The organism is Paraburkholderia sp. GAS334, assembly GCF_050436625.1.
Lineage (GTDB): Bacteria > Pseudomonadota > Gammaproteobacteria > Burkholderiales > Burkholderiaceae > Paraburkholderia.
On sequence record NZ_JBNDMO010000006.1, the window covers coordinates 261,954 to 276,104 of the forward strand.

The window sequence follows — 14,151 nt, forward strand, 5'->3', positions numbered from 1 at the left end:
CGTGAACCCTCGCCCCGGTGATAAACTCCCATCACCGTTCCTCGCTCCCCTTTCCATGAAATTCTGTTCCGTCTGCGGCCACGCGGTCAGCCTCGGCATTCCGCCCGGCGACAACCGCGAGCGCTTCGTGTGCGCCGATTGCGGCACCGTGCACTATCAGAATCCGCGCAACGTCGTCGGCACCGTTCCGGTGTGGGACGACAAGGTGCTGCTGTGCCGTCGCGCGATCGAGCCACGTTACGGCTACTGGACGCTGCCCGCGGGCTTCATGGAAATGGGCGAAACCACGGCCGAAGCGGCTTCGCGCGAAACGCTCGAGGAAGCCGGCGCGCGCGTCGAAGTGCAGAACCTGTTCTCGCTCCTGAACGTGCCGCACGTGCATCAGGTCCATCTGTTCTATATGGCGCGCCTGCTCGATCTCGACATCGCCGCCGGCGAGGAAAGCCTCGAAGTCCGCCTCTTCGAAGAACACGAAATCCCCTGGGACGACATCGCGTTCCCGACCGTCGGCCAGACGCTGCGGTTCTTCTTCGCTGATCGTGCGTCGGGCAACTACGGTCTGCATACCGGCGACATCTTCCGCTCGCTGCGCGACGGCTGAGCGGGCCGCGAGCATGGTGCCCTGGCTCGGACCCGACGATCCGTTTCCGCCCGTCGAGCGCGCGCTCGGGGCGGCCAGCGGTGCGCCTGGTCTCCTCGCCGCGAGCGCCGACCTGCTGCCGTCCCGGCTCATCGACGCCTACCGGCGCGGCATCTTCCCGTGGTACTCGGACGGCCAGCCGGTGCTCTGGTGGAGTCCCGACCCGCGCATGGTCCTGCAGACGGGCGAATTCAAGATCTCACCTTCGCTGAAGAAGACGCTCAAACGCGTGCTGCGCGACGACGCGTGGGAGATCCGCGTCGATGACGACTTCGCGAGCGTGATGCGCGCCTGCGCGCTGATGCCACGCCACGGCCAGCGCGGCACGTGGATCACGGCGGATGTGGTGGAAGCCTATACGTCGCTGCACCGCGCGGGCGACGCGCACAGCATCGAAACCTGGTACGAAGGCAGGCGCGTCGGCGGGCTGTACGGCGTGTCGTTCGGGCGCATGTTCTTTGGCGAATCGATGTTCGCCGAAGTCTCGGATGCCTCGAAAATAGCGCTCTCCGCGCTGGTCGCCCACTTGCGACGTCATGAAATAGAAATGATAGACTGCCAGCAGAACACGTCGCATCTGGCTTCGCTGGGCGGTCGCGAGATAGCGCGCAAGGCGTTCGTCGCGCATGTCCGCGCGTCTGTCGATGCTCCTTCGATTCCCTGGTGCTTCGACAAGACCGTACTGTCCGACATCGTCACGCGGGCGGCGTGAAGGGCAAACGGTGGGGCAACGCTGGCGCGAAGCGGTCGTTCAGATCCGCGCCACGGAACGCACCGCCGGGTTTGCGGGACCAGAAAACGCTTCGAGAGCTGCCAACGTGACTCACCCGAATGAGCTGCCGCTGTCACCGCTTTCGGCGCTGCAATTCTACGCGACGGCGCCTTACCCTTGCAGCTACCTGGAGGGGCGTATCGCACGCTCACAGGTCGCCACGCCCAGTCACCTGATCAACTCCGACGTCTACACCGAGCTCGTCAAGGCGGGTTTCCGGCGCTCGGGCGTCTTCACCTATCGCCCTTACTGCGACGGCTGCCGCGCCTGCGTGCCGGTGCGTGTGCCCGTCGAGCGCTTCGAGCCGAACCGCACGCAACGTCGCGTATGGAAAAAGCACGGCCAGCTGATCGCGTCCGTCTCGCCGCTTCACTACGACGAAGAACACTACGCGCTCTACATGCGCTACCAGTCGGCACGGCACGCCGGCGGCGGCATGGATCGCGACAGCCGCGACCAGTACGAACAGTTCCTGCTGCAAAGCAGGATCAACTCGCGTCTCGTCGAGTTCCGCGAAGCGCCGCACAGCGGCCATCCGGACCTGCCTGGCGTCCTGCGGATGGTCAGCATGATCGACATCCTCGGCGATGGCCTGTCCTCGGTCTATACGTTCTTCGATCCGGACCAGCAGCATGCGAGCTTCGGCACCTACAACATCCTCTGGCAGATCGAACAGGCGCGCAGCCTGAACCTGCCGTACGTCTATCTCGGCTACTGGATTCGCGAGAGCCAGAAGATGGCGTACAAGGCGAATTTCCGGCCGCTCGAAGGGCTTCACGAAGGCCTGTGGAAAGTGCTCGATACCGGGAACCTCGACCTGTCTCCGGTCGGCCCGGCCTTACACGGTGGACCCAGCGTCGGACCAGGCAGCGGACCCAACGGACGCGGCGGCGGCATCGGCTAAAATAGCGGGTTCCCATTTTCCGGCCGCCCGGCTTCGTCCCGTGTTCAGTTCCCCCTTGTTCAGCTCCCTGTATCCGCTCGTGCGCGCCCGGCTCTTTCGCATGGACGCGGAAGACGCTCATCATCTGACGCTCCGTATGCTCGGCGCCGCCGGCCGCACCGGCCTTGCCGGCGCGCTCGCACCGCGTGTGCCCGACTCGCCGCGCACCGTCATGGGTCTGACGTTCCGCAATCCGGTTGGCCTTGCGGCCGGGCTCGACAAGGATGGCGCGTGCATCGACGGCCTCGCTGCACTGGGCTTCGGCTTTATCGAAGTCGGCACGGTCACGCCGCGCGCGCAGCCAGGCAATCCGCGGCCGCGCATGTTCCGGTTGCCGGAAGCGAATGCGGTCATCAACCGGATGGGCTTCAACAACGCGGGCGTCGACCAGTTCGTAAAGAACGTGCAGGCCGCGCGCTATCGCGGCATCCTGGGCCTGAATATCGGCAAGAACGCCGACACGCCGATCGAGCGCGCCGCCGAAGACTATCTGTACTGTCTCGAACGTGTGTACCCGTTCGCGAGCTATGTGACGGTCAACATTTCGTCGCCGAATACGAAGAATCTGCGCCAGTTGCAGGGCGCGGGTGAACTCGACGCGCTACTCGCGGCGCTGAAGGACAAGCAGCAGCGTCTCGCCGATCTGCACGGCAAACTGGTCCCGCTCGCGCTAAAAATTGCGCCGGATCTCGACGACGAGCAGATCAAGTCGATCGCCGACACGCTGCTGCGCCACCAGTTCGAAGGCGTGATCGCAACCAACACGACGCTGTCGCGCGAAGCCGTCAAGGGTCTGCCGCACGCGGACGAAGCGGGCGGCCTGTCCGGCCGTCCGGTGTTCGATGCATCGAACGAAGTGATCCGCAAGCTGCACGCGGAAGTTGGCGAGACGGTGCCGATCATCGGCGTCGGCGGCATTTTCTCGGGCGACGATGCGCGCGCCAAGCTCGCAGCCGGCGCGTCGCTGGTGCAGCTTTACACGGGGTTCATCTATCGCGGCCCGGCGCTGGTTTCGGAATGCGCGCGGGCGCTCGCCTCGGCTACCACCAACGCGTAAAGCAGTTTCAACCGCCGCGCGCCAGGCCATCGAGGGCCGCGCCGAACCGATCGAAGCGCGGCCTGTAGAAGTGATCGGGGTCGAGCGAATACGCGACGCGTCGCGTGCGGCCCATCAGTTCCTTCCGCGGAAAGAAGCCGAAGTAGCGTGAATCGGCGCTGTCATCGCGATTGTCGCCGAGCATCAGATATTCGTTCGCGGGCACGATCACAGGCCCGAACGAACGACGCGGGCTCGGCGAAATCTCCGACAGCCGCACCACGTGCGACACACCCGCAAAGCGCTCCCGCAGATAGTCGCCCGGCGAAAACGCGTCGCCCGGTAGCGGCATCAGCTGCACCGGCTGATAGTTTGCGCGCACGCCGTTCACATACAGCACGTTGTTGCGCATCGCGATGCGGTCGCCAGGCAGGCCGATCAACCGCTTCACAATCAGCTCATGCGCCGCCGATGAATCGATCGTCACGATATCGCCGCGCTGCGGATCGTGCAGGTGCGCAATCGCAATGTGCGTGAGCGGAATACGCAGGTCGTAGGCCATCTTGTCGACGAGAATGCGGTCGCCTTCGCGGATCGTCGGCAGCATCGAGCCGCTCGGCACGACGTTCCAGTCGGCCACCGCGCTGCGAAACAGCACCATCAGCGCGAGGAAGGCAATCAGGCTTTTGTTGCTATGCCAGAATCTCATCAACATGCGGGTCACGACCTGCTCCTGCGGCAAGGAAATCGAAAGCTCGAACATGCCGTTGCAGATTGTATGCAACGGTATGAACGTGCAGATCGTATCACTCGTCGGCGGCGAACCGCAGACCGAGCGCCGCGCGTGCGGCGTCCGCCATCGAGATCATCTGTCGTGACTTTGCATGCGTCATGATCGGGCTTTCGGCTTGCCCCTCGCGAATCAGCTCGCAGAAGTGCGCGGTCTCATAGTTGAGGCCGCCGCCTTCGAATGGCGCATCGAGTTCGACGACGCGGCCACCCGTGTAACAGATCGTCGCGCGCACCGGGTTCCACCAGTTCTCATGGATCGTCACGTGGCCGCCCGTCGCGGCAATCAGCGCATCGCCCTTGCCCGCCAGATCGAGACCGCAGAATAACTGCGCGATGCCGCGTTCATGACGGCTGTTGAGGCTCGCGAACATATCGACGCCCGTCGCGCCCAGCCGGCCGATCGTCTGCACATCGAGCGGCGCGCCGAGCCAGTCGACTGCCAGAAACATCTCATAGATGCCGATGTCGAGCAGCGCGCCGCCCGCATGATCGAACGACAGCGACGGATGATCGGGCGGCACGCCCGGCACCGAGCAGCCGGCACGCACAAGCCCGACGGCGCCGATGGGATCGTCGGCGAGATGCGCGCGCAGCTTGCGATAGAGCGGATAGAACGGCGGCTTCATCGCTTCCATGAACAGCCGTTGCGCGGCGTGCGCCGCAGCAACCACGCGATCGAATTGCGCCGCGTTGACGGTCGCGGGCTTTTCGCACAGCACGTGAGCACCGGCTGCGAGCGCGGCGATCGCGTAGTCTGCGTGGCTGTCCTGATGGGTGGCGATATAAACGGCGTCGATATCGCTCGCGAGCAGCGCGTCGAGGCTTCCGTACGCAGCGCCGCCGAACTCCGCGGCGAACGCGTCAGCGGGTTCAGCCCGGCGCGACCATAGCGAGGTGACCTGTGCGTTGGGCACGTGCGCGAGACCCTGCGCAAAACGACGCGCGATGCGCCCTGTCCCGACGATGCCCCAGCGGATCACGGTGTCTTCTTTCATCGATGTAGCGGTTCCAGTGCAATGGCTGACAGCGACATTGTCGCGCATGTCAGCACCGCCGGGAGACGATGCCCGCATCGCCCACCCGCCCTTCACTGGAATTGCAGTGTCACATCGTCAGCCGGACATGGGCCGTTCCGCTTCGAACATGCGGCAGATCTCATCGGACGTGAAGTCGATCAGCGCGCGCGAGGCCGCCTCCGCTTCCTTCGGATCATGACGTTCGATCGCGTCCACCACGCGGGCATGCGTATCGACGGTCGTTTGCCAGACGCCTTCTTTCTGGTCGACCACCTCACGCGCCGCCGACAGCGCGCCACGAATGATCGCGGCCATCTGCTGGAAGAACTGGTTGCCGCTCGCCACCAGGATACGCGTGTGAAGCAGCTCGTCCGCGTCCACGTAACCCGCATCGCCCGGGCGCAGCGCACGGAACGCCGTGTACGCATCGCGGATGCCCGCGATCTCGGCGGGCGTCGCGCGCGCGGCCGCCTGCGCCGACGCGCGGGGTTCGATCAGCATACGGAACTCGATCACATCGCGCAGGAAGGTCGGATCCGGCTTCGCCCGAAAGCGCCAGTTCACGACTTCCTCATCGATCATGCGCCAGTCGTGCATGGGACGGATGCGCGTGCCGATCTTCGGACGCACGTCGAGCATGTGGCGCGCGAGCAGCATCGAAAGCGCCTCGCGCATCACCGTTCGACTGACGTCGAAATCCTTCGACAGCACATCCTGCGGTGGCAGCACCGCACCATATTTCTCTTCGACGATGCCCGTGACGAGCCCATCCATGACCTTGCTCACCAGCGAGCGGTCCTTGTTCGTCTGTTCCATGACACTCTCCCCGATTTGGCGTCTGTCGCCTGCATTGCCCGTTGACCCGTGCGCCCTCGTGTGTTTACTCATTGTTTTTCTGTACGTTGCTTCGTTCATAAGAGATGCGCCAGTTGGGATACGTCCTGACAGGGTTATCCCTCTGACAAATTGTTTCGTCTGCGTAACGCATTGCCCCGAGAGGCGCACGCCGTATGGCGCTCAACGGATGCGACGTGAAAAAATTGCATTGCCTTGCATGAGATGAAAGAAGCGCGAAGACGTACGCGTACGGTCGTTCGCGTCGTTCATGCGATCGGTCCGCGCAGGAAGGCTGCCGCGTCCGCGTTCCCGCACGCGTTCGTGCACGTGGCTGCGCACAGAATGGGACACACCGGTTCGAAACTGGGGAAGGCCAGGCGTAGCGGCCTCGAAAGAGCGGTAACACGCGAGGCGGGTCAATGATCGCGTGCGACCGAAGCGTAGCGGCCGCCGAAGAACACCAGTGGCGCGTGCTCGTCCAGCGAGAACGCCAGCACCTCGCCGACGAACAGCGTGTGATCGCCACACGGATGCCGGTCGACGACGCGCGCGCCAAAACGCGCGACCGCACGATCGAGCAGCACGACACCGTCGAGGCCGTCGACCTCCGTAAAGCTCGGCGCAAGCCAGGTCTGCGGCTCGCCGGCGAAGTGCCGGCTGTGGGGTTCCTGTTCGTCGGACAGCACGCTGACGCCGAACAGATCGCTCTGCATCAGGCGCTCGTGCATGCGCGCGCGATGCCCGACCGACACGACGATCAGCGGCGGCTTGAGCGAGCCCGACATGAACGCGTTGGCGGTCATCGCATGCAGATGATCCCCGCTGCCCGTCGAGATCACGACGACGCCCGTTGCAAAGCGGCCGAGCGCGCGCCGAAAATGGCGCTCGTCGAAACCCGCGGCGGCCTCGTTCGCCGCACGGTCAGGACACGCTGTGTCACTGACCGGAAGTGCCCGTGCATTCATCGTCGGCCCCCGTCACGGTTCCGTTCAAGGTTCCCTGCCCGGCGGCGCCCGTCGCGGCGCGTCCGTACTGATCGTCGAAGCGCACGATGTCGTCTTCGCCGAGATAGCTGCCCGATTGCACCTCGATGATTTCGAGGGGCGTCTTGCCGGGATTTTCGAGCCGGTGCGTGACGCCAAGCGGGATATACGTAGACTGGTTTTCGGACAGCAGGAAACGCTCTTCGCCGCGCGTGACACGCGCCGTGCCGCGCACGACCACCCAGTGCTCCGCGCGGTGATGATGCATCTGCAACGACAGCCGTCCGCCCGGCTTCACGACAATGCGCTTCACCTGAAAACGCTCGCCGTGATCGATCGAGTCATAGCAGCCCCACGGCCGCTGCACCTTGCGATGTTCCTTCGCTTCGGTGCCGGCGCTGGCCTTCAGCCGGCCGACGATCGCCTTCACATCCTGCACGCGATCCTTCGACGCGACGAGCACCGCATCCGCTGTTTCGACGACCACCACGCCGCTCACGCCGACGCACGCCACAAGACGTCCATCCGAATGCGCGAAGCTGTCGTGCGAGCCTTCGAACAGCACGCGGCCGCGCGCGACGTTGCCGTCGGCATCCTTCTTCGAGACGTCCCACACGGCGTCCCATGCACCGACGTCGGACCATCCCGCGACGAACGGCACGACGACGCCGGTGAGCCGCGTATCGCTCGTGATCTGTTCCATCACCGCGTAATCGATCGAATCGGACGGGCAGTTCGCGAAGGCCGCGCGATCGAGCCGCAACGCGCCATCGCCCTCGATCGATGCGCGTGCGAAGGCATCCGCGCACGCCGATGCGATCGCGGGACGGCACAACCCGATCGCATCGAGCCAGACCGATGCGCGCACAACGAAGATGCCGCTATTCCACCAGTATTCGCGGGAAGCAACGTAGTGCGCGGCGAGTTCGGCGTCAGGCTTTTCGACGAAACGGTCGATTGCGCGCGCGCCATTCTCGCCGCTCGCTACGCCCGTACGGATATAGCCGTAGCCGGTTTCGGCACGCTCCGGCGGCACGCCGAGCGCGACAATCGCACCGCACGCCGCGTGCGTGACGGCCTCTTCGAGCGCACGTGCAAAGACGGCTTGATCGGCGATCAGATGGTCGGCCGGCATGACGATCAGCACCGGGTCGCTGCCGGCCGGCGCGTCGCCCAGTGCAGCGAGCGCGGCAATGGTCAACGCGGGCGCCGTATTGCGCGGCAGCGGTTCGAGCACCAGCCGCGCGGCCTTGCCGCAGCGTTCGAGCTTGTCGACGGTCAACAGGCGCAGGTCTTCACCGCAGACGATCATCGGCGCGGCCTTGACCACATCGATGTCGCCAGCGTCATCGGAGGCCGGCACGAACGCGCCGTCGAGACGGCGCAGCGTGGCTTCGAGCAGCGACTCGTCGTCGATGAGGCCGATCATCTGCTTCGGGTACTGTTCGCGCGACAGCGGCCACAGCCGCGTACCCGACCCACCCGCAAGAATCACGGGCTGAACCGTGCAACGCGACTTCGCGTCACGGTCACGAAGCGTTAAAGGCAATGCTAGATCGTTCATCCGACCCTCTCCCGTGGCTACAGCGTTCAGCGCGCGCAACACACCACGCGCTGCACAGGCACGCGATGCGCGCAACGCGCATCACAGGCTCATTGAAGCAGACCGGCTCGCTTGCCTCTGTACGAGGCGCCACATATCGGGCCTGCGCCCGGCGTGGTCACGCGGCCGGTTTGAAGATCTGTTCCAGTACCGGCTTTAACCGGTAGAACGGGCTGCCGAGCGTCATGCAGCACTCGGGCGCCCGGAACGTGAGACAGAAGAACAGCGCGAGAAGAAACAGCGCCTTCCGGTGCCGCGACGTCGATGCAACGATGCTGTGCATCACGTCCAGCGGACTGATGTCGAAAGACAACGCCATTCGCGTTCTCAGCGCGCGCGGCACGAGAAGCGTCAGGTTGGGCACGGTGATCGCCGACGGTCCGTCGACGAAAAACAGCAACAGATACGAAATCGACACCGACGAAAGCCAGCGCCCCCAGTCGATGCCGAGCAAATACATCGGCAACGACGCGACGAAGAGAAAACCGAGTTGCGCCATATGCCGGCGCAGCATCTCTTCGTGCGCGAGGCCGTAACCGCGCCCGTTCCACAACGTCACCAGCACGAGAATCGCGGCGATGCCGACGCCCGCGAAACCCCAGACCCAGAACTGGCCGCCCATGAACAGGAACGCGACGCCCGACAGGTTGAAGACCGTGCTCCAGCCGATTGCCGAGATGCCGCCACCGGGCACGGCCGGCGCGCCGGGAGAAATCAGCGAGCGGTCGGAGGGCGCGAGCATGTGCCAGATCTGGCTGGCGATATCCGGATTGCCCTTGAACGCCGCGCACATCAGGAACATCACGACCTGCAGCGCGATCGCCGCCTTTACCACGCGGGCAAGCGCGGGCTGTGCGGGGAACATCGCGGCAAGACGTCGCGCGAGCAGCCACGCCGCCGGAAACGAAATGAACGCATACGACTCGTGCAGCAGCGGCAAAACCGCGGCCTGCACCAGAAAGAACGCAGCAAAGAACCACGCCGCGCGCAGCCTGCGTGGCTCGACAGTCGAACGCGCAATCACGCTGTACAGCAGGCAGTCGAGGCCGAGCGCAACATGAAACACGATCTCCTTGCGAAAGAAGAACGCGTTGCCGATCGCCATCTGGAAGAGTCCACCGGGCACAAGGAATGCAAGCGCAAGCGCGGCAGGGCTGCGTTCGCGCGAGCGGGCCCAGACCCACACCATCAGCAGGCTGAGCGCCGCGTAGTTGGCAAAGACGACGAGATTGACCGTCGCGACATCGGCGCCATCGCCGCGCACGAGGCGGATCAGCCAGCCGCTGATGCCGCGCCGGATAAAGCCCGCGTCATAGCTGATCAGCCATTCCGAATAGGCCCACGGGCTCCAGTTCAGATGCGCCGGGTTCAACATCGTCACGGCCCAGACCAGTGAGATGGAAGCGCCTACGAGCAGGTAAGTCAGCCACGAACAGGTCCGCTTCATCCCTTGGATACCTTTGCAAACGCCGGTCCGGCGTCGCGTGAACGTCTGCGACGCATCATGGAAGCATCGTAGTGGCGGCAATGCGCGCCCGCCGTGCGATACGTCACACAGAAGGAGAGAAGCCTGCGTGCCGCCCGGAAGTGCGTCCCGGGTTGCGCACACGCGAAACGGCTATTTCAGGCGTATCAGGCATATCAGGCGTTCCAGGCGGGCGTTTCAGCGTGGCCTGGCGAACGGAAAGCGGCCTGTCTTCGCGTTAGAGTCAATGCAGACTGGCAAAGCTGGAATGGGCGCCACATCGACGTCCATTGCCGCCCGAGCCGCCGTGGGTCTGGACGACCCGTCACGGAAAGGATTCAGCATGAGCCGACGCATCGAGCAGCACATCCTGCTGTTGACAGCCACGATCACCCCGCTGAAGAACATCAATAACCTGAGCCGTACCGATCCGCTGCAGCGCCTTCGCGATTACGAACAGGCGCTGGAGCATTACGTACGCCTGCTGCGTCCGGGCGAGAAAATCGTTTTCTGCGAGAACTCCGCCTCGGATCTGACCACGCTGAAGGACATCGCGCGCAGGTTCAACGTCACGGATTCGATCGAGTTCCTGAGCTTCGCGGGCAACGATTTTCCGCCGACGTATGGCCGCGGATACGGCGAGTTCAAGATGGTCGAGCACGCGATGGCGACGTCGCAGTTCATCCGCAGGGCGCACGATGACGACCCGATCTGGAAGATCACCGGCCGCTATATCGTCGAGAACCTGCACAGCATCATCGACACGCGCCCGCACGGCTCCGCGCTCTATTGCAACTATCGCGACGTGCCGAAGAAAGGCTGGATGGACCTTTACCTGATGGCGTGGACGCCGGCGTCGTATCGCGCGTATCTGTCGGGCGTTTATACGCAACTCATCGACGATCCCGATGGCCGCCCGGTGACCGCCGAACATCTGATGCGCGAGCACCTGACGCGCATCCGCTTTGCAGGGCCGTATCGCTTCAGGAAGACGCCGAAACTCGTGGGCATTCGCGGCGCGGATGGCGCGGGCTACCATCTGGGTGGACGTGGGAAATATCTGCTGCGTAACGTGCTGTCGATCGTCGCGCCGTGGATCTGGGTGTAAGGGCGCGCACGCCCGTCAATGCAGAAAAGGGCAGCACGGTGACGTTCTGCCCTTTTTTATTCAAACCAGTCAATGCGACCTGAAACGGCGCCAAGCCGCTTCAGGCCGCTTCAAGCCTTCAAACCACCTCGCAGCGTCAAGCCACCTGCTCCGGCTTCTTCGCCACGAAATGCAGCCACCACGCGTCGGACGAAGCCGCATCGTCCGGAATGCGCTGTGAGTCGGTGCTGCCGAACACTGCTTCGAGTTCGAGACCGAGGTCCGCGATCTGGCGACGTTCATGCGCGAGCGTTGTGTACACGATGACAATGCCGAAGTTGTGTGCCGCGGCCGTCGCGATCGAATAACCTTCGAAATCGCGCGTCAGACGCGCGTTATGCAGATAATTGTAAGCCGCTATCGGCATGCGGCGCAACGTACGAAACGTCCGCCAGCCGAGCTTGACCGGGTTGAACGAAAACACCGGCAGAATGCGGCTGAACGGCTCACGATAACCCGGGCCTCCACGGTTATGTGACGAGAACAGAATCAGGCCGCCGGGTCGCGTCACACGCTTCATTTCCTGCAGGATGCGCATCCGGTCGTCGTAGTCGACGCAATCGATACCGTTCCAGCTGAACTGCACGAATGCATAGTGATTGGAAGGCAACGCGGACATGTCGCGCGCATCCATCCAGCGCAGATCGATTTCCGGATAGCGTTCCTTGCACAGATCGATGAGCTTCTGCGTGTAGTCGACGGCCGTGTAGTCTTTTGACAGCGCCGTCAGCAACGGCACCGTGCGTCCCGCACCGACGCCGATATCGAGAATCGGCTGGCCACGGGTACGGGAGGCGACCCATTCGACGGCCGCCCGTTCGCCCGGATCGCTCCACCCCGGGTTGTGCGTGAACTCGCGTTTGGCGTCGCGCGAATTCCACGCGCTCTGGTTAACGTGATCGAGTGCCTTGCCCAGATTCATGATCCGACTCCTGGAAAATGCGCCCCTTGGAGCGCCGTGCCGCCCTGACGGTCGGAGTCTCTTTCCGTAACCGCGACGGCAGGATTAGCTGCATCGAGCGCGACGCCAGCGTGCAGCCAGTTCGCGCCCTGCCTCACTTGCGACGCTTCCTTCGCGTCGCACTTCGCAACTGCGGGCTCGCGCATTGCCTGCGTAAGCCATGTTTCGGTGTCGCGCATCACTGCTTCGCGCGCCGCGCCGGTGAAAAGCGCGTGATCGAGTTTCGGCAGCAGCACCACGCGAATCGACGGATAGCGCTTAAGACCGCTGCCATGTGTGCCGAAATGAATCTTGAGCTCTTCGAGGCCGACATCGAACTCGCCATACACGAGTCGCACCTGCACGCCCTTTTCTGCCAGATCACGCGCAAGGGTACGGATCGGATCCTTATCCTCGCCGCCGACGCGCGCCAGCGCGTCGCCTGTCCGCGCACGCACGAGACGCCATGCGCGCTGCGACACGGCACGTGCCGCGCGCACGGGGTTCGCCTTGCCTCTCAGCGCTTCGAGCCATTTCTTCAGGCTGAAAGCGGAACGCCAGTAGAGACGGCTCTGCGCAAACACCGGCGTGCCGGGTGCGCGATCCTCGCCATCCCAGATGAACTTCTGCAGATTGACGCCGACGCAACCGACAATCGCTGGATGTCTGCGCGCGCCATGCAGTCCGTTGAACGCGCCGCCGCACACACCCACCACCACGACGCGTCGATAACCCTGCGAGGCGAGCCACTGCGCGCCCGCCGCGACATCGATGCCGGATTCATCGGCGTAGATCGTATCGAGCGTGACCGTCGGCGAAAGCGGCGAGCTGTCGCCAAGCCCCGCCAGATCCATGCGTAACGATGCGATGCCCTGCTCGGCCAGGCGTCGCGCGAACAGCACGAACAGGCGTCCGTCGCCAATATGATGGCTTGCACCGGTATTGCAGAAGAGTACTGCGGGCAATTCGGGATCGATGCGGTCCGGCACACAATGGATGCCGAAATATCGACCGCTCTGGTAAGGCACATCGAACGAAACCGGTGTCTCGCAGGCGCCCTGCGCGGGGAGCTTCAGCTCACCTTGTGCGCCCTGTTCGCCTTGTGCGCCTTGTGTCAGCTGTTCGACAGGCGTCTCAACATCGCGTAGAGGCATATCGCGCGCCAGCCATTCCGTCGCCGTGCTGAACACCTGCTCCGGCACTTCGCTGTACAGCGCCTCCAGCTGGAACCGGTCGCATTCGTCGAACGGACCCGTTTCCACTTCGCTGCCGAGTGCTTCGTATCGGCTCACCAGATTGCCGACCTGTTTGCCGCCGCGCGAATCGAGCAGCAGCACGCGCTTCGCAACCCTGGATTCCACCTTCGTCAGGTCGAGCGCCGAGAGTTGCGCGACGTCGTCGCCGTGCACGCCAAAGCCGAACGCTTCGACGTAAGTATTCGTTTCCGGCAGCGGATCGGCGCTGAATCCCGCGGGCGTCGTCATCCAGCTTTGACGGTGCGCGCGCAGTTCGCGCACGTACTGACGTCCGGAGATCACCGGCGCGAGCAGCGCCAGCACATCGACGCCGCCGCGCCGTTCGGCTGCCCGCGCGGCCAGCAGCGCCCCGAGTCGGAAGCCGCACAGCGCCACTTCGGTGACGCCCGTGCGGGCGCGCAATGTATCGATGGCGGCATCGATACTGTCGAGCCACGCGTCCACGCGGCCTGGATCTTCCTCGATTCCCGCCGAATCGCCCGAGCCGGGATAGTCGAAACGCAAGGTCGGCATGCCGCTCGCGGCAAGCCCCTCGGCCAGCTTGCGCCAGCCGCGATGCGTGCAGAGAATGTCGTAGCCGAACGGGCTGCACAGCACGACGCCGCGCCCTGCACGTGGATTTTCCGCGCCGTGTAGCCAGCCAGCACACTCGCCAAAAATGATCGGTTCCATCGCCCGTTCAATCCCCCGTCGCATCAGCGCACACGGCGCGTGAAGTCCT

Annotated in this window: 13 protein-coding genes; 5 read left to right on the top strand and 8 right to left on the bottom strand. The window is 64.1% G+C overall.

Going from position 1 to position 14,151, the window contains the following annotated elements:
• Positions 1–55 precede the first annotated feature (55 nt).
• The 4 genes from P3T21_RS14095 (at position 56) to P3T21_RS14110 (ending at position 3,412) form a co-directional block, all read left to right on the top strand.
• Complete coding sequence (locus P3T21_RS14095) at positions 56–601, top strand: NUDIX hydrolase (RefSeq protein ID WP_429256540.1); 546 nt, start codon at positions 56–58, stop codon at positions 599–601.
• Between the two features lie 13 nt (positions 602–614).
• Entirely contained in the window at positions 615–1,352 is a 738-nt protein-coding gene (aat, locus tag P3T21_RS14100; RefSeq protein WP_429256541.1) for a leucyl/phenylalanyl-tRNA--protein transferase, read from the top strand.
• Between the two features lie 106 nt (positions 1,353–1,458).
• Positions 1,459–2,316: an arginyltransferase gene (locus P3T21_RS14105; RefSeq protein ID WP_429256542.1), complete on the top strand. Its 858-nt coding sequence runs from the start codon at positions 1,459–1,461 to the stop codon at positions 2,314–2,316.
• Between the two features lie 55 nt (positions 2,317–2,371).
• Complete coding sequence (locus tag P3T21_RS14110; protein ID WP_429256543.1) at positions 2,372–3,412, top strand: quinone-dependent dihydroorotate dehydrogenase; 1,041 nt, start codon at positions 2,372–2,374, stop codon at positions 3,410–3,412.
• Between the two features lie 7 nt (positions 3,413–3,419).
• Here the strand turns inward: P3T21_RS14110 and lepB are convergent, their stop codons facing one another.
• From lepB to P3T21_RS14140, 6 genes are all read right to left on the bottom strand, one after another.
• On the bottom strand, positions 3,420–4,106 hold the full coding sequence (gene lepB / locus P3T21_RS14115; protein ID WP_429256636.1) for a signal peptidase I: 687 nt from the start codon (positions 4,104–4,106) through the stop codon (positions 3,420–3,422).
• Between the two features lie 91 nt (positions 4,107–4,197).
• Positions 4,198–5,178, bottom strand: a complete 981-nt coding sequence (locus tag P3T21_RS14120) for a Gfo/Idh/MocA family protein (protein ID WP_429256544.1) — start codon at positions 5,176–5,178, stop codon at positions 4,198–4,200.
• A 117-nt stretch (positions 5,179–5,295) separates the two neighbouring features.
• On the bottom strand, positions 5,296–6,015 hold the full coding sequence (locus tag P3T21_RS14125; protein ID WP_429256545.1) for a FadR/GntR family transcriptional regulator: 720 nt from the start codon (positions 6,013–6,015) through the stop codon (positions 5,296–5,298).
• 437 nt (positions 6,016–6,452) lie between these two features.
• Entirely contained in the window at positions 6,453–7,001 is a 549-nt protein-coding gene (locus P3T21_RS14130; protein WP_429256546.1) for a flavin reductase family protein, read from the bottom strand.
• Complete coding sequence (locus P3T21_RS14135) at positions 6,973–8,583, bottom strand: mannose-1-phosphate guanylyltransferase/mannose-6-phosphate isomerase (protein WP_429256547.1); 1,611 nt, start codon at positions 8,581–8,583, stop codon at positions 6,973–6,975. Before P3T21_RS14135 ends, P3T21_RS14130 begins: the two co-directional genes overlap by 29 nt.
• A gap of 157 nt (positions 8,584–8,740) precedes the next feature.
• A complete protein-coding gene (locus P3T21_RS14140; protein ID WP_429256548.1) occupies positions 8,741–10,069 on the bottom strand; it encodes a hypothetical protein in 1,329 nt (442 codons plus the stop codon).
• A 361-nt stretch (positions 10,070–10,430) separates the two neighbouring features.
• Between P3T21_RS14140 and P3T21_RS14145 the strand changes: the two genes are divergently transcribed.
• On the top strand, positions 10,431–11,195 hold the full coding sequence (locus P3T21_RS14145) for a hypothetical protein (protein ID WP_429256549.1): 765 nt from the start codon (positions 10,431–10,433) through the stop codon (positions 11,193–11,195).
• Between the two features lie 136 nt (positions 11,196–11,331).
• On the opposite strand, the gene P3T21_RS14150 is transcribed toward P3T21_RS14145, so the two are convergent.
• A complete protein-coding gene (locus P3T21_RS14150) occupies positions 11,332–12,156 on the bottom strand; it encodes a class I SAM-dependent methyltransferase (protein ID WP_429256550.1) in 825 nt (274 codons plus the stop codon).
• Positions 12,153–14,102, bottom strand: coding sequence for an alpha/beta fold hydrolase (locus P3T21_RS14155; protein ID WP_429256551.1), 1,950 nt, complete (start codon positions 14,100–14,102; stop codon positions 12,153–12,155). Before P3T21_RS14155 ends, P3T21_RS14150 begins: the two co-directional genes overlap by 4 nt.
• Positions 14,103–14,151 lie beyond the last annotated feature (49 nt).